Source organism: Brachyspira intermedia PWS/A (genome assembly GCF_000223215.1).
GTDB classification, from domain to species: Bacteria; Spirochaetota; Brachyspiria; order Brachyspirales; family Brachyspiraceae; genus Brachyspira; species Brachyspira intermedia.
The window spans coordinates 3,187,449-3,212,187 of sequence record NC_017243.1; the positions used below are offsets into that span (position 1 = coordinate 3,187,449).

Here is a 24,739-nt window from a genome sequence, read left to right on the forward strand (position 1 = left end):
TTAAATTATATGATTTCATTAAATGATGTTGAAAAATACATAAATAATTCTTATGTTATTTTAGATTTAAAAGCTGACAACAAAGAAGAAGCTATAAGTGAGATGTTAATATATTCAGAGGCTAATGGACTTAGAATCAATATAGCTCAAATAATAGAATCTATGTATAAAAAAGAAGATATTATAAGTAGTGGTTTGGGATATGGGGTAGCCTTTCCGCATGTAAGAACTAATCAAGTTGAAGATAATGATATAATATTTGCAGTATCAAAAAAAGGATTAAACTACTCGGCTCTTGACAAAAAACCTGTACATTTACTTACTATGTTTTTAACTAATAAAAACAGTAATGAAAAATATTTAGGACTGCTTTCTCTATTTACAAAGATTTCAAGAATGAGTATGTATCCTGTTGTATTATTAGAATCAAAAACTATAGAAGAATTTAAAGAAAAATTAATAGATATATCCAGAGAAATGCTTAATGCTAAACAATAAAATAATAAAAATAAATATTATTGGAGTAATAATATGGCTAAAATCACAGCAATAATACCTGCTAGATATGAATCAACTAGATTTCCAAAAAAATTAACTTATGAGTTATTAGGAAAGCCTATAATAATAGCGGTTTATGATAATGTCAAGGCCGCTAAAAAAATAGATGACTGTATTGTTGCAACAGATTCTAAAGAAATAATGGATATATGTGAAAAAAATAATGCTAAAGCCGTAATGACTTCATCAGAGCATACTTCAGGAACTTCAAGAATAATAGAAGTTGCAAAAAAGATAGAAAGCGACATTATTATCAATGTACAAGGAGATGAGCCTTTAATAAATGAATCAGTGCTTAATCCTTTAATAGATGCTTTTGATGATGAAAATGTTGATATTGCCACTTTAAAAACAAGAATAGAAGATGACAGCCAATTAATAAAAGATGAAAATGCTGTTAAAGTTGTTACTGATATAAATAATTATGCTATGTATTTTTCTAGAGCCACAATACCTCATAAAAGATTCGATCAGAATATTAGTGCTGAATACTATAAACATATAGGAGTTTACGCTTTTAGAAAAGATATTCTATTAAAGATAGAAAAATTAGAAGAATGTAAATATGAAATGATAGAAAAACTAGAACAATTAAGATGGCTTTATAATGGTATAAAAATAAAAGTTTTAGAAACTAAAAAATTCCTACATGGTATAGATACTAGAGAAGATTTAGAGTTCGTTCAGAATTATTTAAGAAATTTTGCTCAAAGTGAATTAAATAATGAAAATTTATATAAGTAATTATTAATTACGACAAAAAATGTCAGCATTAAAATGTATTATTCCTAAATACAATTTTTATTTTAAGGATTTAATATGCTTGAAATTATTTTTATAGTATCAGCTGTAAGTTTATTTTTATTTACAGACTTTGAAAAGATTTTCATTGTTATATTGGATACAGTATTTGAACTTATTAAAAGTGTATTCATTATTATATTTTTAGCGAAAAGATTTTTAGTAAAAAATATAAGTCAATTCTTATATGATATTTTTATTGAACCTATAATTTATATTTTTGGTTTTCTAAATAAAAAGAACAATTAAAACTAAATATACAATTTAATAAAAAAGGAAGTCTTTAATTATTAAAAGACTTCCTTTTATTTTTAGAAAATAAAAAACTATATATTTTTATATTCTTATTTTTTCTTACCTTGATTTGCTACTGCTTCCATAGCTTTTTTAACAGCTTCAGGATCTCCTAAATACTGTTTATTAACTGCTTTGAAATTATCATCAAGCTCATAAACTAAAGGCATTCCTGTAGGTATATTAAGTTCAGTAATATCTTCATCAGAAATATTATCCAAATATTTTACTAAAGCTCTTAAGCTGTTACCATGTGCAGCAATGATGATTTTTTTGCCTGCTTTAATATCTGGAAGTATAACATTTTCCCAGAAAGGTACTACTCTTGCAACTGTATCTTTCAAACATTCAGTTAATGGAAGTTCTTTTTCTGATAAGTTTTTATAACGTGGATCATGTCCAGGATATCTTTCATCAGATTTTTCTAATGCTGGAGGCGGAGTATCATAACTTCTTCTCCAAATTTTTACTTGATCTTCACCATATTTTTCAGCTGTTTGTGATTTGTTTAATCCCTGTAAAGCTCCGTAATGTCTTTCATTTAACTGCCAGCATTTGTCTACAGGTATCCATAAAAGTCCCATTTCTTCTAATACTAAATTTAAAGTTTTGATAGCACGAGTTAGTGTAGAAGTGTATGCCTTATCGAAAGTAAATCCTGCTTTTTTTAACTCAACTCCGCCTGCTTTAGCTTCTTCTATTCCTTTTTCTGATAATGTAACATCTGCCCAACCTGTAAACAGATTTTCTTTGTTCCAAACACTCTCACCATGACGAATTAAAACAACTTTTGTCATCTTTATAACTCCTTATAATGATATTAAGTTCTATTATATACTAAAATCATAAAAAAGTTAAACAAAAATATATTGTTTTATTATCATAAATATATTATATTTTACCAATAACAAATAAGGATATTATGTATGAATAATGAAGAATTAGATTTACAATTTCACAAATTATATGAAGAAGGAAATCATAAAGGAATTATTGAATTAATACTTTCCTTACCTGAAGAACAATTAAATGATGATATTAAAGGTCAGCTTGCCGTAGCATATAATAATACTGGAGAATTTGACTTAGCAATAGAAATATTAAATTCTTTATCCGAAGAAACCAAAAGCCATCATACTTGGTTTTATAAAATTGCCTATGCATATTCAGGAAAATCTGATATGAGCAATGCCAATTTAAATATAGACAGAGCATTATATACATTAGAAATGAACAAATCTTTAATAAGCAATGAAGAATATGATTATTACAGCAATTTATATAATAATTTAAAAGAGTATATACAAGGCGGAAGTCTGCATTATGAAGCTAATTCAGTTAATATTGATGATCCTGATTCTATCATAAAAGATATATCATCTATTTTATCAAATGATATAGATAATGAGATAATAGAAGGAAGCATTGTCATAAAAAAATGGAATATATTTATAAATGCTTATCCTGATACTATAACAGATAAAAGTGCCGTTATAAATTATTATATATCCAGTCCTGATTGGGACAGAGATATATTTGAATGCTGTGCTAGTGCAGGAAAAGATGCCAATACTTCTGTAGGGCTTTCAAATGGTAGTTTTATATTTGGTATAATGACAGGCATAAAAGCTATGAATGAAAACAGAATACTTGATGAAGTTGAAACTGAATTTGCCGGCAAAAAACATAAATGGAAAGTTTATACAAGTAATTTAGTTAATATGGGTGGAGATAATGGAAAGCCTAAAAATGTAAATATTTATTGGGATATGTTCAAAGATGATATTTTAAAAAGAATAGGAAATCAAAAAATATGCTACATTAAAATATATGGAGCTAAGGCAGGAAATGATTATTCTATAGGAGAGCTTAGAATCAATGATGTTAATATACCAGAGCTTGCCGACAAAATGAATGAATATGTTAAAACTTGGAATGAAACAGATTTTTCATCAGACAAGCAGTTTTTCTTTTTACTACAAGATAATGAAACTTATACTCCTTATCCATTCAGCAATGATGAGATTTTAAAATTTATTCGAGAATATTCAAATATAGTTTTAAATTTAAAAGAGTCTGAAGAATCATACGATAAATTAGGAAATTTAGCAGAAGAGCTTACAAAGGATTATAGTCTTGCAAGTGATTTATTTTTATTCTTACCAGAAATATGTGCTGATAATGAATTTTATAATGAGCTTCATTCCGGAGAAATTGTTAATTTCAATTTTCAATCATCTCAAAAAAATTGTTCTGTATACAAAACCCAGCTTTATACATATCATTTAATCAATAATTATCTCTTTGAACTTTTTAGAGAAGGGGCATTTAACGGCAAGGAAAATGAAATATATTTAAGATTTATAAATATGAGTGCAGGATACAATATATATTCACAGATTAAAGCTGACTATGAAAAGAAAAATCAAAAGTTAGAAAATCTTGAAGTTAATTTAGGTTTTAATGTAGATGATGATTATGAAATTAGATAACGCACGGTAAGTAAATCAATAAATATAATAAAAGCTATATTTCAAATAAAATAATATTTTTTGATTTTGTTTATCGTGCGGTAAATAGATTTTTAAATTAAAAAATACTTGGGCGGGCATTAACATTTCTTTTTAAACAACAAAGAAACAAAAAACAAAAATAACCGAATAAGGCAATAAAATATAAAGGGCGGGAAATTAGAAAAGATTCATTCTAAAACCAAGCTATTTAAATTTTTTATCTTTATTAAAATTCTAATTTTATAATAAAATATAAAAGTTTAGAGGGAAGTGTATATAAATAAAAAATTTTTAACTTATGTGCTTTATCAACTTTTCCTGGACTTCGTCAAAGTTGATAAAGCACATAAAATTTATTTAAGAATAATTACAAATATAATCAATCTTTGCCGCTATTTAATATCCCAGCCTTTATCTTCACAGAATTTTTTTGCTATATCATTTCCTTCTTTAGCCATACCAATAATTGAATTTTTTATCATTTCTTTAGACCGTTCATTACCTGAATTGTAGTATTTATCCAAATCATTATATGCTTCTTCAACATATTTTTTAAATTCTTTTGAATCTTTGCTAAATATTTTGGGTAATATAAAATATCTAGTAAAAATGGATATCACTAATAAAAATGCAAACAAAAATGTTAATCCTGACATATACAACTCCTATATAAATATTATAAACAATATTTTAATTTTTGTATATTAATTTATATAAAAGTATACAAATTTTAAAATTAATATGTATTTTGTTTTGTATATTATAATTCATAAATAAATCATCATTGTTATTAATATTTTCAAAAAATATAAAATAAAAGTAACAGAATAAAGCAATAAAACATAAAGGGCAGGAAATTAGAAAAGATTAAAAAATAAATTTTATTCTAACTCCCCACCCTCTAAATTTAGAATCTTAACTGTTATTTTTATGATATTTTATTTTGTTATTTTGCTCTGTTATTTTAACACCCACCCAAGCTGTTATTATATTGAAAATTTTTATTAACGCACGGTAAATGTATTTTTTAATATAGTTTAAATTATTATTTGAAATAAGTTTATATTTTAAATTTCACACACCGTGCGTGATAGTTTAAATTATAATCAATCTAAATCTTCGCCATTAGAGGCTATAACTTTCTTATTTTATTTATATATAAAAAAATCTCGCTTTTATACCTCTATCAGCTAAAGCTGATAGAGGCTCGATTTTTTTATTTAAGAATTAACTCACAACTTCCTTTGTCAGTTGCCAGCTGCTCGTTTATCGCTGAATTTTAAACCGCATCAATAATAATCAGTCTAAGTCCTCACCATTAGAAGCTATGACTTTCTTGTACCAAGAGAACGATTTTTTCTTTGTTCTTTTTAAAGTTCCTTTGCCTTCATTGTCTAAGTCTACATAAATGAAACCGTATCTCTTTTTCATCTCTCCTGAACTTGCAGAAACTAAATCAATACAGCCCCAAGTGGTGTAGCCAATCAAATCAACACCGTCTATTTCAACGGCATCTTTCATAACTTTTATATGTTCTCTGTGAAAATCTATTCTGTAATCGTCTATGATCTCACCGTTTTCATTTATAGTGTCTATTGCTCCTATCCCGTTTTCTACTATAAATAAAGGCTTTCTGTATCTGTCATAAACTTGATTCAAAGTTACACGTAAACCCAAAGGATCAACAGGCCAGCCCCAATCAGTATATTTAAGATATGGATTTTTGGCAGAAGCAAATACATTTCCTTCAGAAGATTGAGTATTAGCAGAAACATCAACACATCTTGAATGATAATATGAGAAAGAAACAAAATCCACAGTATTTTCTTCTAAAAGTTTTAAATCTCCTTCCCATATTTCTGGCATGCAATTATTTTTCTCAAGCATTTTCAAAGCATAATTAGGATATTTCCCCTGTGCCTGAACATCTACAAAGAAATACTCTTTTCTGTCTCGGCATAATGCTTCCCATACATTTTCAGGTCTGCAGTCAAAAGGATATGTACTTCCTGCCGCAAACATACAGCCTACTTTATTATTAGGATCAACTTCATGTGCTATTTTTGTAGCTAATGCACTAGCAACTAATTCATGATGAGCTGCTTGATATTTTATTTTGTTTTCATCTTCCCCATCTTCAAAATAAAGTCCTGCTCCCATAAAAGGAAGATGAAGTATCATGTTTATTTCATTGAAAGTTATCCAATATTTTACAAGTCCTTTATATCTATTAAATAAAGTTATGCAAAGATTTTCATAAAAGTCAATTAATTTTCTATTTCTCCATCCGCCATATTCTTTTATTAAATGCATAGGACAGTCAAAATGCGTAATAGTAACTAAAGGCTCTATTCCATATTTATGACATTCTTTAAAAATATTTTCATAGAATAATAAACCTTTTTCATTAGGTGATTTCTCATCGCCTTTCGGAAATATTCTGCTCCAAGCAATAGATAAACGATAAACTTTAAATCCCATCTCACCAAAAAGTTTAATATCTTCTTTATAATGATTATACATATCAATTCCAAGTTTAGCAGGATAATAATGCTTATCATCAAAGTCAAACATTTTCATTTTACCTGATATCACTTTCAATCTATCTTCACCAATAGGACAAACATCAACATTAGCAAGTCCTCTGCCATCTTTATCAAAACCGCCTTCGCATTGATTAGCAGCAGTAGCACCGCCCCATAAAAAGTTTTTATCAAAAGCCATATTTTATATCTCCTATATTATTTAAACTTTTATTTAAATAATTATTTTATTACTGTTAATATTGAATCTTTATAATTTATATTAACATTGCTTTCTGTTTCTAATACATCTAAATACTCATCTGTATTTACTATTATAACAGGACTTTCTATAGAATAACCTTCTTTTACAATAGAATCAATATCAAATTCTAATAAAGTATCTCCAATAGAAACTTTATCTCCCTCTTTTAAATTGCTTTTAAAATATTTTCCATTTAATTCTACTGTATTGATTCCTATATGTATTAAAATCTCTATACCGCTGTCAGATGTTAAGCCTATAGCATGAAGCGTAGGAGTAACTGTGCTCACTGTACCATTTATAGGTGATACTGCCTTGCCTTCTTCAGGTATTATTAAAGCACCTTTACCTAAACTTTCAGAACCAAATGCCTCATCTTTTGAATCTTTTAATTTTAGTAATTTTCCTTTTAATGGACTGAATATTATTTCTTTATTAAGCAAAGCTGTTTTATTTTTATCATTTACACTTTCTTTATTTTCTGTAGATTCTGTTATTTCTGCATTTTTCTCTTTATCTTTATAAGTAAAGAAAGTTATTACAAATCCTAATAATATAGCTAAAACTGCACCTGATACTGCAACTATTATATTTCCGCTTGTACCATCTGGATTAATCATAGCAGGAAATTCGAATATACCCATTCCGCCAGCAAAGAATTTTCTAAAATTAAAATGTCCGTAAAAACCTCCTACTAAAGCACCTACTATACAGCTTATTATAAAAGGCTTTTTCATAGGAAGCGTAATACCATAAATCGCAGGTTCAGTAACTCCGAATACGCTTGATATAAAGTTAGGCAATGCCATTTCTTTTAATTTCTTATCTTTAGTTTTTACAAATATAGCAAGCAAAACTCCGGCAGTTGCAAAAGTACAGCCGAAGAAAGGCATCATTATATTATCATAGCCTAATGTTACCATGTTATTAATATACACAGGTATAAATCCCCAATGCATACCGAATATTACAAGTATCTGCCAAGTGCCTCCTACTATAGTTCCTGCAATTAAAGGGCTTACATTCCTAACGGCAAATACAGCTTGTGATATAATCATAGAGCCGAACATTGTTACAGGTCCTATGATTAAAAACCCTATAGGCAATGAAACTAATAACACAAGCATAGGAACTATAAAGAATTTCACCAAATCTGGTATTATCTTATTAAAAAACTTTTCGCATTTAGAAGCAAAATAAACTATAAATATTACAGGTATTACTGTTGATGTATAGTCCATTGATATTATAGGTATTCCTAAAATATTTATATAAACATCAGATGCAAATATTGTATTAGCAAATAATGTATATAAAGGCTCTGCATTCTTTGATAATGTGCTTAATTGCAAAGCAGGATAACACATAGCAGCACCTATTGCCAAACCCAACATAGGTTTTAAATTAAATTTCTTAGCTGAAGTAAAACCCAAAAATAAAGGAAGAAACATAAATAATGCATCGCCTATTCCATTTAAAAGTATTGAAAGTCCTGAACTGTCTTTATATAATCCCAAAGCAAGAAATAAAGCATTAAATCCTTTAAGCATTCCGCATGCAGACATAACTCCCAATATAGGCTGAAATATTCCTGACACTATATCTATAGCTCTGTTAAATAAATTGCCTTTATTATTTTCTTCTTCCTCATTATTAGAACTTTTACTTTCTAAACCGGCAATAGTACATACATCAGCATAAACTTCAGCTACATGATTACCTATAACTACCTGATACTGTCCGCCGCTTTTCATCACTGTAACAACACCGTCCATATTTTTTAAAACTTCATCATTTGCTTTAGATTCATCTTTTAATTTGAATCTTAATCTTGTGATACAGTGAGTAAGAGAATTAATATTTTCTTTTCCTCCTACATTTTTAATGATTTCTTTTGCCAATGATTCATATTTTCCCATCAGCTTATCCTCCAATTATAATAATTTTTTTATAATAATGAAGGTTTGGCCAACTTAATGTCACCATCCAAATATATTAAATCCTATAAATATTTTATTCTCTCCTTTTTGCTTTCTCTATATGTATAGTTAAATATAATTTCTCCTCATCGCTTATATCATAAGAATAAGAAAGCAAAATATATTCTGCTATTTTTAAAGTGCATTCATAAGATTCTTTATATTTCATCTTTACCACAGATAACAAATCTTCATCTTCTTTATCATTATAAATATTTTTCTGAAACAATCTCAAAGCAAAAAATTTTAAATGAGTTATAAATCTGTTATAATACAAAGATTCTTCATTGAACTTTATATTAAAATGCCTCTCTACTATCATAACTATTTTTTGTATAAGTTTTGTAATCTCGCCCATTTCTTTTATGCATCCGTAATCATCATTAGTTTGAGCATTAACTATATGAAGTGCTATAAAACCTGCCTCATCATCTGAAAGTCTTATATTAAAATCTTCTTCTATAATATCCAAAGCTTTTAAACCTATATTATATTCATCTTTATAAAATTTCTTTATATCCCAAAGCATCATATTTTTTATATTTACACCGTCTTTAGTTCTAACTATTGCCATATATATATGATCCATTAAAGTGATATACAAAAAATCATTTAAACTTCTTTCTGCTTTAGTTTTTGCATATGCAATAATTTTTTCTGTAGTATTTAAATATTCTGCAGGTATATCTTTTAATAATTGCTGAAGTTTGCTGTTATTATCTGAATTTTCTAATAAGAACGTTTTATCAATTTTCTCTTCGTCTATACTATCACCAACTTTTTTACCAAAGGCTATACCTCTGCCCATAACAATTTTTTCTGTTTTACCGTTTTCAAAAACAACAACAACATTATTATTAAGTATCTTTCCTACTTTCATAATAAATTCTCCTAAAATAAAAAACCTATTTATATAAAAACAAAATATACAATACTTCCGAATTTCGTCTTTATATAAATAGGTTTAGCTTGTCTTAAAAGATTTAAAACAATCACTATCCAATATGATGCTTTTATCATAAACCATATAACATTAATTGTCAAGGATTTTTTTATATTAAGTTTTATAAAGCTATAAATACTTTTAAAATTTAAACTTTAAACTGCAATTTTTCCAACACAGTTTATCTAAATTTGTTATGCTTATATACCGCACGTTGAATAAAATTAATAATATAACAAAATTTAAAATTATAATCTAATCATATAATTAAATTTCATTAATCGTGCGTTAAATAGATTTTAAATTTAAAAATCGCTTGGGCGGGCGTTAACATTTCTTTTAAAACAACAAAAGAAATAAAAAACAAAAATAACATAATAAAGCAAAAAAATATAAAGGGCGGGAAATTAGAAAAGATTTAAAAACAAATTTTATTCTAACTCCCCACCCTCTAAATTTATAATCTTAACTGTTATTTTTATTATATTTTATTTTATTATTTTGCTATGTTATTTTAATACCCACCCTAGAGTTTATTAAATTGTGAATTTTTATTAACGCACGGTAAGTAAAATTTTATATATAATGATAATTGTAATTGATAAATATACTTAATAATATAATAATATTCTGCGTGCGGTGAATGCATTATAAATTTAAATAAAACTTGGGTTGGCGTTAACATTTCTTTTTAAACAACAAAGAAACAAAAAACAAAAATAACAGAATAAGGCAATAAAATATAAAGGGCGGGAAATTAGAAAATATTCATTCTAAAACACAGCCATTTAAATTTTTTATCTTTATTAAAATTCTAATTTTAGAATAAAATATAAAAGTTTATAGGTAAGTGTATATAAATAAAAAATTTTTAATTTATTTTTTATCAACTTTTCCCGGACTTCGTCAAAGTTGCAAAAACACATAAAATTATTTAAGAATAGTTACAAATATAATCAATCTTTTCCGCTATTTAATATTCCAGCCTTTATCTTCATTAATTTTTATTATAATGAAGTTCTTTTATTTTTGTCCATATAGAGTTTAATTTCTTTTGCATAATAATATCAGGAATGAGTAACATAGCAGTAATCACTAAAACAATAATAATGAGTGCTAATATAGTACCTGCAAATACTAATAATACTTCAGGATTCAAAGTAAAACTATTATAAGCTCCTCCGTAAAGTACTGACATACCGCTTAACAATGCTCCCATAACAAAAGCAAATATTAAGCCCCCTATAATTGGTATACCCACAAATAATACAATAATAAATGAAACCATAACTGCTTGAGTAACATCATTTTTATCGTTTTCATCAATTTTTAAAGCTATTTCTTTATGAATAATATTTCCGTATTTGTTGTACCAAAATATGCTGTAAAGATTGCATGTAATAATAGTAAGTAAAAGTTCTAATAAAGGAGATATATCTTTTCTTTTGGTAAAATTCTGCACTTCTAAAGTAATATAATAAATCCAATAGTAATGGTATATTCCTAAAGTAAAGAAGTTTAGAATAAACATTGTAGGAATTGATCTTACAGCACCTATATTCATGTTGTTTCCTATTGTTGTATGCCACCTGTAAATTGGCACTGCTGATATGCATACTTCATAAGCACACAAAGCATTGCCTGTATAGCCTTTCTATTTTTAATTATATCTAGTTTTTATCTGCGAACCATGAACAAAGCCATGAATCGTACCTTTGCCGTCATTATCATCAGGAGGTAAGTAATACACTTCAATCCAGTTTTTTTCCCAATCACTTAAATCGCCGTTACTATCAACTAATAATAAAAGCCCCCCATTATTAATCATATCGTTTTTCAAAATCTTTCCTATTATTTTTCCATTTGGTTTATCTCTTATATTCACATAATCATCTTTAGAATTATATTCAAGAGTATCATAATAATTTCTATCATAATTATCTTTAGTAAAATACTCTGTTTTAATATCCCCCAATAGTTTGAAATTTACAAGATCACCATAAGCCTCTCTTCCTGCTTCGCCTTCACCATAAAAAGAATAGTTTCTTATCGTTACCTCCGCCCTTACAGCTGATACTCCTAAAAATGCTTTATTCAAAGGAGATGGTAAATTTACATTTTTATCATCTAATAAAATACCGAAGTCTAATCTTTCAAATTCTTTATAATCATCTATATTATGGGAATCTGTACTAAATAAAAAAGGCAAGTCAATATTATTATCAGGATAAAATCTTAAAGCATTATTAGTCTCAAAATCATCAGCTCTTTCAAGTACCCCTGTCAATGTAACCTCACCATCAAAATAAATTTTAGCAGCAGAATAAGTGCCATCAAGTTTTTTTACTTTAAGTGTATTTTTTGTCATTTTACCATTATCACTTAAAAGTTCATTGAAGTGTGCCGCATCAGGCGGAAATGCCCATAAGAAATTAATGCTTAAAAGAAATAAAATAATTTTCTTCATTGAATAACTCCTATTATTGTTATGTTCGCCTACGCTAATATAAGCCAGCAACTAAAGTTACTGGCTGCTACGGCTCACTTTTTTGTTATATAGTTTTCAAAATCTTGTAATTTTTTATTTTGTTGTTATGTCATCCGTAATGGTGTCTTGCCTACGCCTTTTTATTATATATAAAAAAACTTGTTCGTCACTACACTCACAAGTTTTTTATTTAGTTTATATAGTCTTCAAAGGCTAATAATTTTTTATTATTGCTATGCTCTTTAATAGCCTCCGTTTTCAAGTTTTATCTGTGAACCATGCACAAAGCCATGAATTGCATCTTCTCCGTTTCCAGCCTCTGGAGGAAGATAAAATACTTCAAGCCACTTTGTTTCGATATCTTGATAATTCTCATAATCAATACCTTCTCCATTGATAGATAATAAAACTCCCCCATCATAAAGCATATCGTTTTTCAAAATCTTACCTATTATTTTTCCATTTGCTTTATCTCTTATATTCACATAATCATCTTTAGAATTATATTGAAGTTCGTTGTAATGAACCTCCCCTACATTATAATTATATTTACTAAAATACTTTGTTTCTACATCACCTAAAGCCTTAAAACCTACAATAGCACCGTAAGCCTCTCTAGATGCTTCACCTTCTCCATAAAAACGATAATATCTAATTGTAACTTCAGCTCTTACAGCAGCAGTACCTAAAAATCTTTTATTCAAAGGTTCTGGTAATTTTACTTCAATATTTTTTAATAAAACACCGAATTCCAATCTGTCAAATTTAACGCCGCTAAAATCCCAAGAATCACCATATTTAGAAGCACCTTGATTTTTCAAATTCATTTCAGATGAATCATATAAAAAAGGAAGATCTACATTATTATCAGGATAAAATCTTAAAGCAGTATAATTATTTCCCATATCTTCATTATCAGATCTTTCAAGAACTCCTGTTAATGTAATCTCTCCATCAAAATAAACCATACCATAACTTTCTACATTATAGGCTTTAAGTGTATTTTTTGTCACTTTACCATCATCGCTTAAAAGTTCAGAAAAATACGCTTCACTAGGTGGAAATGCCCATAATAAATTAATGCTTAAAAGAAATAAAATAATTTTTTTCATTGAATAACTCCTATTATTGTTATGTTCGCCTCGCCTTAAAGTAGTGAATAAGTAAACTTATTCACTGGCTCGGCTCACTTTTTTATTAATATAATTTTCAAAAGCTCGTAATTTTTTATTCTGTTGTTATGTCACCCGAAGGGTGCCTTGCCTCCGGCACGCAGAGCGTTGGTCGCCTTAAAGTAGTGAATAAGCACGTCTGTGTTTGGCTCACTTTTTTATTAATATAATTTTCAAAATCTTGTAATTTTTATCTTGTTATTATACCCCCAGTAAGTGTGTCCTACTACATTTTTTTATTATATATCAAAAACTTATTTTTTACTACATTCACAAGTTTTTTATTTACTTTATATATATAAATTAAAACATAAATATTACAAATTTATAAAAAATTCACTATTTTACTATTTTATAACCGTATTCTTTTGCTATATCATTAGCTGTTTTACCTTCTTTATTTTTTATATTCACATTAGGATTTAATTTTAATATATCATCTACAAGAGGTTTATATTTAAAGGTTACAGCATACATTAATAAAGTGTTTCCTTTGTTATCCTGTGAATTGATATCTGCACCATTATCTATTAATAGCTTTACAAATTTAATAACATTTTTAGTTGCTTCTTCTTGTTCTTTTTTTCTATTCCCTGTTATAAATTCAGTTATCTCAGTGTTAATTTTTCCAAACATATTATATGTCATATTTTTACCATAATCTATAGCATAAAAATATAATAATGTATAAAATAAAGCAGTTTTTCCTTCTTTGTCTTTTATATGAAGATTGGCATTTGCTGATAAGCACATATTTACTATTTCAATATTATAATCCTTGACAGCAAACATCAATGTTGTTATTCCTTCATTATCCTGAGCATTAACATCAGCACCGTTTTCAATTAAAAACTTTACAATATTTTGGCTTTGGTATGCTAAAGAATATTGTATTAAAGCAGTTCTTCCAGTTATATCTTTTTTATTAACATCAATACCGTTTTTTATTAGATAATCCATAGTTTCTATTTTACTAGCATAAAATAAAGCAGTAGCACCATCATTATCTACAGTATTAAAATCAGGATTATATTTTTCAAATAGTTTTAACATTTCAAGTTCATCTAAAGCAGCAGCCCAGAAAAAAGCATTTCTTCCGTTATTACTTTTTATTTTAGTAACATCTGCATTATGTTCTAATAAAATTTTAACAGTTTCTATTTTTCTTCCTCTTATAGCATTCATTAAAGGAGTATATCCTTTTTCTTCATCTTGAACATTAATATTAACTTTATCAATTAATTTTTCAATTATATCAATGTAACCATAATGACAGGCATTCAAAAAATTTCTTTCATCTTGAGATATACCATAAGAAATATTTACCATTAAAACTATTCCAACAATAATTAATACAATATATTTTTTTACCATTTGAGTTCCTATTATTACTAATAAAAATTGTTCGCCAATAAACCTCTAGCAAATAAATTTGCTAGAGGCTCACAATTTTTATAAATTATATTTTATTATTACTATGCCAACCATAAGTAGTATTACCTACAGCACAAAAAGTGATGACCGACCTAGATTATTACTAATAAAAATTGTTCGCTAATAAAACTCTAACAAATAAATTTTCTAAAGGCTCACAATTTTTATAAACTATATTTTATTATTACTATATATATAAAATGATCTGCTTTCATATATTGCTATGCCTCATCGAAAGTGCATACAGCATCACCAATATAAGCCAGCAACTAAAGTTACTGGCTGCTATGGCTAACTTTTTATTATTCTTATCTTTTTGCACCAAGCTCTATTAATTTTTCTTTAGCCTCTTTTTTACGAGATAAAAGCAGAGCAGTTACTCCTAAATCATCCATATGATTTACATCAAGACCTAAATCTTTTACTAAATATTCAAATACATCTATATTACGAAAATCCGCTGCTATAATAATTCCATTAGCATTATTGCCAGTTCTTGAATTAACTAAATTAGGATCATGTTCAACTAACATCTGTATAATTTCAACATTACCTGCACCGCAAGCCCAAAGAAAAGCATTTCTCTCTCTGCCATCATAAATAGAAGGATCAGCACCATTATCAAGCAGATATCTTATCATATCTTTATTTCTACTAAGTACAGCTAATATGATAGGAGTTTCTTTATTAATCTCATAAGATCTATCTAATATAGAAACCTCATCCTTTATGGTTATTCCAGTATTAATATTTTCTTTGTTTATTAGTTTTTTAAGACCTTCTAAATCATTATTTACTATAGCATCTAATATATTATTATTATTATTATTTGAACAAGATATACTAAAGATACTCAATAAAAATGATAGAATTAAAATTAGTTTTTTCATTATATACCTCCATTATTGTTTATATTTTTATAAGTATGTGCACTTACTTACTAATTTGGCATTAGCTTTATTATTTTTTAATATTATTTATGATGTTGTGTTGGAATATGCAATTAATGACATAATACAACTTTTCATAAAAATAAAACCTCGTTTAATAATATATATTATAGAAATAAAAATGTCAATATAGGTATATACGGTATATATCTAAACTAATATATTTTGTCAATTTTTTATTATTTTTGAATGTAATTATAACTTATAAAATATTAACACATAGTATTAAAATATTTTTTAATGTAATATAAAACTATATATTTGTAAAATAACAAGTAATCAGCCGCACGTATAGTTGGCTATCCATAATGATTTGCAATACTGTGCGGAAAGCCCACACGAAGTGTACCCGTAGGGTATAGGCGAATAGTTGACAAACTTAAAAATTTTCAGTATATACAATTTTTTATATAAATAAACTAAAACACTTTAGAAAACATGCCAAAGCATATTTATGCAATTAAAAAAGGTGATAATATTAATAATACTATCACCTTTTTATATTAAAGAAATTAAAACTTATTAATTTTCTTCTTTTTCATTTGACCAATTTTCTCTAGGCTCTTCTTTATCTTGAGGAGGCTCTTTACCTGTTTGTAAATATTCAATAGCAGCCTTCAACTGTTTATCATAACGAAGATCATATATCTCTTTATAATTATCTAAGTTTCTTTCATTATATATTAAACGCTCAAGTAAATAATCGCTAGGCATTATATTTTGTTTTCTAAGCTCTTCTTTGAAAGCAGGCAAAGCTGTAGCATCTGAACTTTCATTAGGGTATTTTTTAGCATAAGCAGAAATCTGTCCGCCTTTTCTAAGCTCTGTTAAAGCTGTGATATCTGTGCTTGTAAGTTTAGGCTCTACCACAACAAAGTCAGGAGTTAAACCTTTACCATGAAGTCTTCTTCCATTTGGTGTATAATAATGTGCTACAGTGAATTTGAAAGAAGTATTATCTCTAGCATCTAATGGAAGCACATACTGAACACTGAATTTTCCGAATGTAGTTTCGCCCAAAAGTTTAGCTCTTCCGCTGTCTTGTAATGCACCTGAAAGTATTTCAGAAGCAGAAGCACTGTATTGATTAACTAAAACTAATGTATCGCCTTCAAGCCATTCATCGCCTTTCTTAGAAGCATAATAATCCTGATTTTCATTTCTGCTTCTTCCTCTTGTATAAACTATTTTTCCTTCAGTAAGGAATTCTTCTACTATATTTATAGCAGTATCAAGTCTTCCGCCAGGATTGTTTCTTAAATCAAGAATAAGTTTTTTCATACCTTGTTTTTTAAGATCGATCAAAGCATTTTCTAAATCTCTAGCAGTATCATCACCGAAAGTAGTTATTCTTATATATCCTATATTATTATCAACCATTTTATATTTAACGCTTTTTATTTCAATGATTGCTCTTGTAAGAGGATATTTAATAGGCTCTGCAACTCCTTCTCTTACTATAGTTAAAGTTACTTTACTGCCCTCTTTTCCTCTCATTATATTAGCGGCATTATCAACAGACATATCTTTTGTGCTTTTTCCGTCTATCTCTGTAATAATATCGCCTGATAATATACCAGCTTTTTCACCCGGGCCATCTTCTATAGGAGAAACTACCATTAAGCCTTTATCAGCATTCTTTGAAATAGAAAGTCCTACTCCGCCGTATTTACCAGACATTTCTGTATTTAATGCTGTATTTAATTCCTCATCAAGTAAAAATGTAAATGGATCTTCAGTAGCTTCAAGCATACCTTTTATAGCTCCATACATAAGTTTTTTTGTTGTTACACTATTAGTATCAACGAAATTCTGCTGTAAAGTTGCAAATACTTTTTGGAACAATCTGCTGTAATAATAAAAATCATTATCAGACTGAGCATTTCCCTGCTGTGCTATTGCAAGCGAAGGACTTTTAAAATTGAAAAAAGAAATTGCTACTACAAAAATTAAAAGAAATATCCATAAAAGTCTTTCTTTGTTTTTCATCATGTCTAAAATCCTTATTAAAAAATATATATAACAAATATACTATAGTTCTAAAATTTTATACCTTATATAAGTAAATTATAACATAAATAGTAAAAAATTTATATACATAAACTTTAAAATATTATGATAACTTTATATTATTTGCTTTACTTTTAAAATACTTTCTATATAATTAATATGTAAGTCTTTAAAATTGAACGGACATATTTATGAAATATACTAAAAACTTTATATTAACTTTTGTAGTATTGGCAGCATTACTATCTTGCAATAATATCCCTACATCAGCAATATATACATTAAAACTAAAAGATAGAGCAGGCAGATATTCAGTAAAAGGCAATTTTAATAAAGATATAACATTAGACTTCATAATATTTGAAACAGGAAACATCAATTTTATAGGAAAGAAAGCAGACACAGCAAATAATCTAGGAACTTATATACTTGGAAACCCTGAAACTACAAATAAAACTTTTTCTTTCGATATAAAAGAAACTATAAACGGAGTAGAACCTAATACTTATTTTATAGATTTTTTATACAGTAAATTAAGATATTCTAATAATGAAATTCCATTTGAAAAAACTTCAGACAGCACAAATATAAAGTTTAATGAAAGAGTAGGAATATACTATAATCAAAATAAAAATAATAAAATTACAGTATCAAAAAATAAAATAGAATGGAGTTATTTTACTGATGCTTATATTGATATAGCTGATTCATATAGTGAAGAAATGGTATTTACAAAAACTGTTGATTTTCAAAATGCAAATAATGAAAATCATAGTTTTACTATAACATTTACTTTTACAGATAATTCAATAAAATTAAGATTTACTATAACAGATCCTGCATATAGTAAATATAATAGAGAAGAAGAATATAGAATAGTTTGGGAATAAAAAATTAAAAGGTTATAATTTATGATAAAAGTATCAGTTGTTTTGCCTATATATAATGTAGAAAAATATTTACCTAAATGTTTGGATAGCATTATCAATCAGACATTAAAAGATATAGAAATAATATGCGTTAATGATTGTTCTACAGATAGCTGTGAGAATATAATTAAAGATTATAATAAAAAAGATGATAGAATAAAACTTATTAATCATGATGAAAATCAGGGTTTAGGTTTTGCAAGAAATACAGGATTTAATAATAGCAATGCTGATTATGTGGCATTTATAGATTCAGATGATTTTGTTTCTAATGATTATATAGAACATTTATATAATACAGCAAAAAAATACGATGCTGATATAGTTTTTACAGACAATATATATACAGTTAATGAAAGCAAGGGATATATAAAACCTTATTATCATAATAGATTAGAAAAATGGAAAAAAGATTTCAAAGATAAATACCTTGAAGGAATAAGTAATTTTGATGTAAGCGCAATAGAAAAAGAAAATACACCTGAATATCCTCTTGCTGTTGCTTGGAATAAATTATATAAAAAAAGTTTTCTTAAAGAAAAAAAATTATTATATACAAAAGTGAGATTGGCTGAAGATGTTGATATGTTCTATAGGATTTTGGCTAATAATCCTAAAATGTATTATAATCATAATTCAAAATATTATTATCTTCAAAGAAGTACGTCTCTTGCAGGAAGTGTGCATACTGCTAAAAAAATCCCAATAGCTATATTAGAAGTTTTTGAAAATGTATTTAATTATTATAAAGAAAATAAAAAAGAATTATTAATAGAATGTAATTATTATAATTTCTTATCATTAATGCATACATTCAATAATTATAAGGCGGATAATAAAAATGAGTTCTATAAAAAATGTCATGAACTAATGAAAAAATTAGATGTAGAAATAGACAGAGATAAACATGCTTTTTATGCTTATAGTGTATATATAATGAAAACTTATGATGATTATAATATCTATTTAGAAAAGATTGAATCAATCAAGAAAAAAGTTTTTGATGCAGCTTGGTGGATACCTTCAATTACATTAAGAGAGAAATATAAAAAAGCAAATCTCGATAAGCTTGCAAATAAAAATTGGAAATAGAAAAAGATCAAATACTTGAAAAAACATTCAATTATACTATACTAATAAAATTAAAAATAATAAAAGGTATTAAAACTGCATAATGAAAAAAGAATATAAATACAGATTAACAGAAGATGATTTTATAGATTTTCAGCTTCATTATTTGAAATCAAATTCAAATATGACTTCATCAGTAAAGAAAACTATTATAATACTTGTAGTGTTGTATATTGTAGTATTTGCATCTATGGCAATATATTTCAGAGATAATGCCTTTTTAATAGTAGTAATAGCTTTACTAGTGTCTGCTTTTTCTATTCTTCAAATATTCACATATAAAAAACGCCTTGAGAAAAAGATTGTTAAAAAAGTAAAAGAGTATGTAAGAAGCGGTAAATTGGATAAGGTTTTTGGAGATAAAGAATTAACTATATATGACAATAAAGTTGTTTTCAAAGAAGATAAAGGAACAAGTCAATTTAATAAAGATGAAATAATAAAAATAGATTCTACAAATAAATGCGTATTTTTTTATATAGATGAAATGTCGGCCATAATAATACCTAAGCAAATATTGAACTCTGAAGATATAGATTTGCTTTTATCGTATAAAAAATAATTTATTATTCTATATAAACTCTTTTTACTCTTTCGCCTATATTAACAAGCACTTCATGGCTTATGCTTCCTATTCTTTCGGCTAAAGTATCAGCATTAATTCTTTCATCATTTCCGAATATCAAAACTTCATCGCCAATTTTTATATTATCATTTCCTATTTCGGCAATGATAGAATCCATGCACACTCTTCCGCGTAAAGGATAATATTTTCCATTAATTTTAACTTCCCAATTATTGGATAATTTTCTTGGTACTCCGTCAGCATATCCTATAGGTATAACGGCAACTTTAGTATCTTTCTCTGCAGTCCATGTCATTCCATAAGAAATACTTTCACCTTTCTTTATATTTCTTACTAAAACAACATGAGATTTTAAATTGAGTATAGGCTTAATACCTAAAAATTCATCATTATAGCCGTAAAGTATAATTCCAGCACGTACCATATCAAAATAAGTGTTCTTATATGAAATTATAGCTGCAGAATTGGAAGTATGAGCATTTTTTATTTCTATTCCATTTTTATTCAAATCATTCAATACATTATTAAAAACTTCAATCTGTTTATTAGTAAAGCTCACAGAATAATCATCTTGCATATCTGAAGCAGCATAATGAGTATTGATACCTTCTATATTCAAAGTATCATAAGATAATATCTTTTTTGCCAAGGAAACTACTTCTTCAGGCTTAGCACCCATTCTGTTTAATCCTGTATCAACTTTTATATAAAGGTTCAAATTACCGCCGTTCTTTTTCAAAAAATTATCATAAGATTCTAAGCATTCATCATTGCTGATAATAGGACTTAGATTATATTTGCATACCAAATCTGATTCATCTTTAAAATGCTGAAATAAAACTAATATAGGAAGTTTAATTCCTGCCTCTCTTATTTTTATACCCTCTTCAACATTGGCAACACCCAAAGCATCCGCCCCAAATCTTTCTGATGCCTTCGATATCTCTATCAAACCATGTCCGTAAGCATTAGCCTTAACAATATTAAGAAGTTTTACATCTTTTATAATAGACTTTATAATCTGCATATTTTTTTTCAAAATAGATAAATCAATTTCTGCTATAGTATAATTTGCCATAATCTAAACCTACTTATTTTTTAATAGTTAAAACTTTATTATTAGAGAAATATAAAAAATGAGATATTATTATGCATAATATCTCATTATTAAAAGTCATAAATATATATTTACATACTAAACATTTCAGGATTTTTGAAATCCTCTTTAAGCATCTCTAATACATCATCATCTTTTTTGAATTCATCATTATCCCTCTTGAATTCTTCTTCAAGACTTCTAAGCTCCATATCCATTCTTTCATCAACAGTATAATTTTCAGGATTCTTTTTAGCAACTCTTTCATTTTTAGCTTCTTCTAAATTGTCTGCATTAGTAACAAACTTACCCATAAGCTCATTAAATTTCACAAATATTTCATTTAATTTACTTGTGGCTGTGTAGAATTCTTTATTACCCTCAACAGTTTTTACAGAAAGCTCATTCAAAAAGCTCATAGCATGCATAACTTCTTTAGCACCGGAACTATTAGCTTCAATTATATCAGAAACTTCTCTAGTAATCTGGTCAAGCAAAGTAATTTGGCTGTCTACCACATCACCGCTGTTCATCTGTTCTTTTACGCTATCTTTAACCCCTGTTGTAATATTATTCAAGTGTCTAATTGTTTCAAGTATATCTCTACCGCCAACCTCTAACTCACTGTTTGCAGTATTTATCTCAGAAACAACTCTTGCGGTATTTTCTGACATATCAAGTATGTTATCAAGAGATTTACCACTATTACTTGCAAGCTCCACTGTTTCTTCTATTCTCTTAGTAATAGCTTTAATGATGTTAGTAATAGATTTAGTGTTATCAGCTGTGTGCTCAGCCAAAGATCTAATCTCGTCAGCAACTACAGAGAAACCTCTTCCTTGTTCTCCAGCATGTGCAGCCTCGATAGCTGCGTTCATAGCCAAAAGGTTAGTCTGTTCAGCAATACCTTGAATAACGTTAACTATCTCTTTAATCTGGTCAGAGCTTTCCTCAATACCTCTAACCGCCTCAATAACTTCGTCTACCGTATCACCGCCGTCATGAGCATCAACAAGAAGTTTTTTAGAGAAACTGTCTGCTTTATTAACGCTTCTTGCCACTGATGTAATATTAGATATCATCTCCTCAATAGAAGCTGATGTTTGTTCCACAGCTGATGACTGACGTTCCATATTATCATTAATTTTATAGATTGTCTGTAAAAGCTCTTCTACAGCAATAGAAGCTGATGAAAAGGCATGTCTTTGCTGATCTGTAGAATTAGTAACATTCTGTATAGAAGTAATAATATTATTAACACTAGCTACACTTTCAGTGATACTTGAGCTTTGATCATTTATTCTGTTGGTATTTTCATCGATAATTTTTTCTATTACTTTTATCTCCTCAAATACCTTATAACTTTCTATTTTTAAGTCTCCTATAAGATTATCCAAACTAGATAAGAATAAGTTAAAATTATAAATTAAAACACCTATTTCATCATTGTTCTTTGAGGATATTCTTTTTCTTAAATCTCCATTTCCACCTAAAAGCATTTTTGTAGATTGATTAGCTCTGCTTATAGAAGATAAAAGTATTTTTAATATAACTAAATAAATAACAAAGAACAAAATAAATATAGATATAAATATAAATATAAAATTAAATATTTGTATATTTATATCAGAATCTTTTATTATTGTACTTACATCTTTATAATATAAGCCTATAACTTTTAATTCCTCTATATATGAAACTATAGCAATAGATTTTTTTCCTGCTATATTAATAGGATAAAATATTTCAAATGTTTTATTAGCTCCAAATGATTTCTCAAAATTTTCTATATTTTTAACAAGATCTGGAGATGATGATAATACCTCTGAAGCACTTTCAGCTATATATCTGCTGTCAGAGCCAAGTATTATATCTCTTTTTACAGCAACATAATAAATATAAGACCATTGAGATAGAAGATCATTCTTTTTTATTATACTATTAACATTTCCTATACCTGTTTCAGATATAAGATATCCAATGTCTCTTCCAAATAACCTTAAAGGAGTATAAGCAGATACATATATATTATTTCTATCATAAACATCTATGCCTAAGGTTACAAAGTTATTTTGTATGTCATTTTCTAAAAAATTATGAATAGTTAAAGCATCTGATACTCTACTTGTATATCTGTCTGTAGCAGAATCTTTTGATATTGTTACAGAATAAGGAAGATCTGTATCTAAATATTCCTGATTTATATTAACTGAAACTGAATCATATTTATTTTCTAAAGTATCATTTATATATGCCAATCTATTAACAAAATGAGTTTGTATATCATCTCTTGAAATTACATTCTTATTAGAATAAATATTAAGTACTGCTTCTGAATAGGACATCATATCTAATTTTATATTATCATCAAATTTTTTCATATTATCAGATATAGTAAGCATTTCATTTAATACTAAATTGCTGTAATTTTTTAAATAAACATCTTCTTCTATAGATACATGATTCAAAAGAAAAGCTAATATTATAGTTGAGAAGAACAAATATACTATAAGTCCCAATTTAGCTATAAGAGGTATATAAAAAGTTACTATATTTTCATCTAATTCAAAATTCTTAGATAATAATTTAAATAATAGCATAAATACGCATGATAATAAAGCGGCATTTATGGTAGCATTGAATATAGCCAATGCCGTAGTATGTAAAAATGCTTTAGTTATAAGAGAGTATCCTATTATTTCTATAATACTTCCTACTAAGGAAATTATAAAAAACACCAATATCACTCTGCTGGCTAATTTTATCTCAGAATTTAACCTCCACATTTTTAAATACTTAAAGAAGAATATAAAAGAGATTGCAGAAAAGACTATTTTTAGTCCATAAATTGGCGGGATTTCTTTATATATAAAAAATAAAGCTATATTCCAAATAACGATATCCACTAATAAATATATTGGAATAGTTAAAATTCTTAGCCTTCTAATAACATGTAGTTTTATCTTTTCTGAAGCCATAATATCCTCTATTAAATAAATGCATTAATATACTATTATATATTATCGTTTATTTTTTATCAAAATTTATTTGTAAAAAAATGAAGCATA

20 protein-coding genes are annotated in these 24,739 nt (G+C 27.0%); 7 read left to right on the plus strand and 13 right to left on the minus strand.

Translation table 11 applies throughout. The features are described 5' to 3' along the window. The first annotated feature begins 9 nt into the window (after positions 1-9). The 3 genes from BINT_RS13880 to BINT_RS13890 all read left to right on the plus strand — a co-directional run bounded on the left by BINT_RS13880 (position 10) and on the right by BINT_RS13890 (position 1,608). A complete protein-coding gene (locus BINT_RS13880; protein WP_014489197.1) occupies positions 10-498 on the plus strand; it encodes a PTS sugar transporter subunit IIA in 489 nt (162 codons plus the stop codon). Between the two features lie 33 nt (positions 499-531). Continuing rightward, positions 532-1,302, plus strand: a complete 771-nt coding sequence (kdsB, locus tag BINT_RS13885; protein ID WP_014489198.1) for a 3-deoxy-manno-octulosonate cytidylyltransferase — start codon at positions 532-534, stop codon at positions 1,300-1,302. A gap of 75 nt (positions 1,303-1,377) precedes the next feature. Continuing rightward, positions 1,378-1,608 (plus strand): hypothetical protein, encoded by a 231-nt coding sequence (locus tag BINT_RS13890; protein ID WP_014489199.1) that lies wholly within the window; start codon positions 1,378-1,380, stop codon positions 1,606-1,608. A 95-nt stretch (positions 1,609-1,703) separates the two neighbouring features. Here the strand turns inward: BINT_RS13890 and gpmA are convergent, their stop codons facing one another. Next, positions 1,704-2,450, minus strand: a complete 747-nt coding sequence (gpmA, locus tag BINT_RS13895) for a 2,3-diphosphoglycerate-dependent phosphoglycerate mutase (RefSeq protein WP_014489200.1) — start codon at positions 2,448-2,450, stop codon at positions 1,704-1,706. Positions 2,451-2,579: 129 nt separating this feature from the next. On the opposite strand from gpmA, the gene BINT_RS13900 reads away from it, so the two are divergent. Further along, positions 2,580-4,145 carry a DUF6348 family protein gene (locus tag BINT_RS13900; protein WP_014489201.1) on the plus strand — a complete coding sequence of 522 codons (1,566 nt, stop codon included), beginning with the start codon at positions 2,580-2,582 and terminating at the stop codon, positions 4,143-4,145. 413 nt (positions 4,146-4,558) lie between these two features. Here BINT_RS13900 and BINT_RS13905 read toward each other — a convergent pair whose 3' ends face one another. The 10 genes from BINT_RS13905 to BINT_RS13950 all read right to left on the minus strand — a co-directional run bounded on the left by BINT_RS13905 (position 4,559) and on the right by BINT_RS13950 (position 17,911). Then, a complete protein-coding gene (locus BINT_RS13905) occupies positions 4,559-4,822 on the minus strand; it encodes a hypothetical protein (protein WP_014489202.1) in 264 nt (87 codons plus the stop codon). 643 nt (positions 4,823-5,465) lie between these two features. After that, positions 5,466-6,890: a 6-phospho-beta-glucosidase gene (locus BINT_RS13910; protein WP_014489203.1), complete on the minus strand. Its 1,425-nt coding sequence runs from the start codon at positions 6,888-6,890 to the stop codon at positions 5,466-5,468. Between the two features lie 41 nt (positions 6,891-6,931). Next, positions 6,932-8,872, minus strand: a complete 1,941-nt coding sequence (locus BINT_RS13915) for a beta-glucoside-specific PTS transporter subunit IIABC (protein ID WP_014489204.1) — start codon at positions 8,870-8,872, stop codon at positions 6,932-6,934. A gap of 94 nt (positions 8,873-8,966) precedes the next feature. Next, complete coding sequence (licT, locus tag BINT_RS13920; protein ID WP_014489205.1) at positions 8,967-9,812, minus strand: BglG family transcription antiterminator LicT; 846 nt, start codon at positions 9,810-9,812, stop codon at positions 8,967-8,969. Between the two features lie 1,060 nt (positions 9,813-10,872). Continuing rightward, positions 10,873-11,439, minus strand: a complete 567-nt coding sequence (locus tag BINT_RS13925) for a DUF4234 domain-containing protein (protein WP_041177520.1) — start codon at positions 11,437-11,439, stop codon at positions 10,873-10,875. Positions 11,440-11,535: 96 nt separating this feature from the next. Then, positions 11,536-12,342: a hypothetical protein gene (locus tag BINT_RS13930; protein WP_014489207.1), complete on the minus strand. Its 807-nt coding sequence runs from the start codon at positions 12,340-12,342 to the stop codon at positions 11,536-11,538. 263 nt (positions 12,343-12,605) lie between these two features. Continuing rightward, a complete protein-coding gene (locus BINT_RS13935) occupies positions 12,606-13,475 on the minus strand; it encodes a hypothetical protein (RefSeq protein WP_014489208.1) in 870 nt (289 codons plus the stop codon). A 399-nt stretch (positions 13,476-13,874) separates the two neighbouring features. After that, positions 13,875-14,909, minus strand: coding sequence for an ankyrin repeat domain-containing protein (locus tag BINT_RS13940; protein ID WP_014489209.1), 1,035 nt, complete (start codon positions 14,907-14,909; stop codon positions 13,875-13,877). Positions 14,910-15,277: 368 nt separating this feature from the next. Beyond that, on the minus strand, positions 15,278-15,859 hold the full coding sequence (locus BINT_RS13945; protein ID WP_041177521.1) for an ankyrin repeat domain-containing protein: 582 nt from the start codon (positions 15,857-15,859) through the stop codon (positions 15,278-15,280). 582 nt (positions 15,860-16,441) lie between these two features. Then, positions 16,442-17,911, minus strand: coding sequence for a S41 family peptidase (locus BINT_RS13950; protein ID WP_014489211.1), 1,470 nt, complete (start codon positions 17,909-17,911; stop codon positions 16,442-16,444). Between the two features lie 209 nt (positions 17,912-18,120). Here BINT_RS13950 and BINT_RS13955 point away from each other — a divergent pair, with 209 nt between their 5' ends. From BINT_RS13955 to BINT_RS13965, 3 genes are all read left to right on the plus strand, one after another. After that, the gene (locus BINT_RS13955) at positions 18,121-18,819 is read left to right on the plus strand and encodes a hypothetical protein (RefSeq protein ID WP_014489212.1); all 699 of its coding nucleotides are present in this window, start codon (positions 18,121-18,123) and stop codon (positions 18,817-18,819) included. Between the two features lie 21 nt (positions 18,820-18,840). Beyond that, positions 18,841-19,950, plus strand: a complete 1,110-nt coding sequence (locus BINT_RS13960; RefSeq protein ID WP_014489213.1) for a glycosyltransferase family 2 protein — start codon at positions 18,841-18,843, stop codon at positions 19,948-19,950. An 82-nt stretch (positions 19,951-20,032) separates the two neighbouring features. After that, the gene (locus BINT_RS13965; protein WP_014489214.1) at positions 20,033-20,551 is read left to right on the plus strand and encodes a YcxB family protein; all 519 of its coding nucleotides are present in this window, start codon (positions 20,033-20,035) and stop codon (positions 20,549-20,551) included. Between the two features lie 4 nt (positions 20,552-20,555). Here BINT_RS13965 and alr read toward each other — a convergent pair whose 3' ends face one another. Next, the gene (gene alr, locus BINT_RS13970; RefSeq protein WP_014489215.1) at positions 20,556-21,653 is read right to left on the minus strand and encodes an alanine racemase; all 1,098 of its coding nucleotides are present in this window, start codon (positions 21,651-21,653) and stop codon (positions 20,556-20,558) included. A 110-nt stretch (positions 21,654-21,763) separates the two neighbouring features. Then, positions 21,764-24,649, minus strand: a complete 2,886-nt coding sequence (locus tag BINT_RS13975) for a methyl-accepting chemotaxis protein (RefSeq protein ID WP_041177522.1) — start codon at positions 24,647-24,649, stop codon at positions 21,764-21,766. Positions 24,650-24,739: the final 90 nt, after the last annotated feature.

Bases quoted from the DNA above. Each gene is read 5' to 3' on its own strand.
- BINT_RS13915 (WP_014489204.1), bottom strand. From the start codon at position 8,872: ATGGGAAAATATGAATCATTGGCAAAAGAAATCATTAAAAATGTAGGA.
- licT (WP_014489205.1), bottom strand. From the start codon at position 9,812: ATGAAAGTAGGAAAGATACTTAATAATAATGTTGTTGTTGTTTTTGAA.
- BINT_RS13945 (WP_041177521.1), bottom strand. From the start codon at position 15,859: ATGAAAAAACTAATTTTAATTCTATCATTTTTATTGAGTATCTTTAGT.
- BINT_RS13905 (WP_014489202.1), bottom strand. From the start codon at position 4,822: ATGTCAGGATTAACATTTTTGTTTGCATTTTTATTAGTGATATCCATT.
- BINT_RS13950 (WP_014489211.1), bottom strand. From the start codon at position 17,911: ATGATGAAAAACAAAGAAAGACTTTTATGGATATTTCTTTTAATTTTT.
- BINT_RS13880 (WP_014489197.1), top strand. From the start codon at position 10: ATGATTTCATTAAATGATGTTGAAAAATACATAAATAATTCTTATGTT.
- BINT_RS13910 (WP_014489203.1), bottom strand. From the start codon at position 6,890: ATGGCTTTTGATAAAAACTTTTTATGGGGCGGTGCTACTGCTGCTAAT.
- BINT_RS13890 (WP_014489199.1), top strand. From the start codon at position 1,378: ATGCTTGAAATTATTTTTATAGTATCAGCTGTAAGTTTATTTTTATTT.
- gpmA (WP_014489200.1), bottom strand. From the start codon at position 2,450: ATGACAAAAGTTGTTTTAATTCGTCATGGTGAGAGTGTTTGGAACAAA.
- BINT_RS13930 (WP_014489207.1), bottom strand. From the start codon at position 12,342: ATGAAGAAAATTATTTTATTTCTTTTAAGCATTAATTTCTTATGGGCA.
- BINT_RS13900 (WP_014489201.1), top strand. From the start codon at position 2,580: ATGAATAATGAAGAATTAGATTTACAATTTCACAAATTATATGAAGAA.
- alr (WP_014489215.1), bottom strand. From the start codon at position 21,653: ATGGCAAATTATACTATAGCAGAAATTGATTTATCTATTTTGAAAAAA.
- BINT_RS13935 (WP_014489208.1), bottom strand. From the start codon at position 13,475: ATGAAAAAAATTATTTTATTTCTTTTAAGCATTAATTTATTATGGGCA.
- BINT_RS13940 (WP_014489209.1), bottom strand. From the start codon at position 14,909: ATGGTAAAAAAATATATTGTATTAATTATTGTTGGAATAGTTTTAATG.
- kdsB (WP_014489198.1), top strand. From the start codon at position 532: ATGGCTAAAATCACAGCAATAATACCTGCTAGATATGAATCAACTAGA.
- BINT_RS13925 (WP_041177520.1), bottom strand. From the start codon at position 11,439: ATGAATATAGGTGCTGTAAGATCAATTCCTACAATGTTTATTCTAAAC.
- BINT_RS13975 (WP_041177522.1), bottom strand. From the start codon at position 24,649: ATGGCTTCAGAAAAGATAAAACTACATGTTATTAGAAGGCTAAGAATT.
- BINT_RS13960 (WP_014489213.1), top strand. From the start codon at position 18,841: ATGATAAAAGTATCAGTTGTTTTGCCTATATATAATGTAGAAAAATAT.
- BINT_RS13955 (WP_014489212.1), top strand. From the start codon at position 18,121: ATGAAATATACTAAAAACTTTATATTAACTTTTGTAGTATTGGCAGCA.
- BINT_RS13965 (WP_014489214.1), top strand. From the start codon at position 20,033: ATGAAAAAAGAATATAAATACAGATTAACAGAAGATGATTTTATAGAT.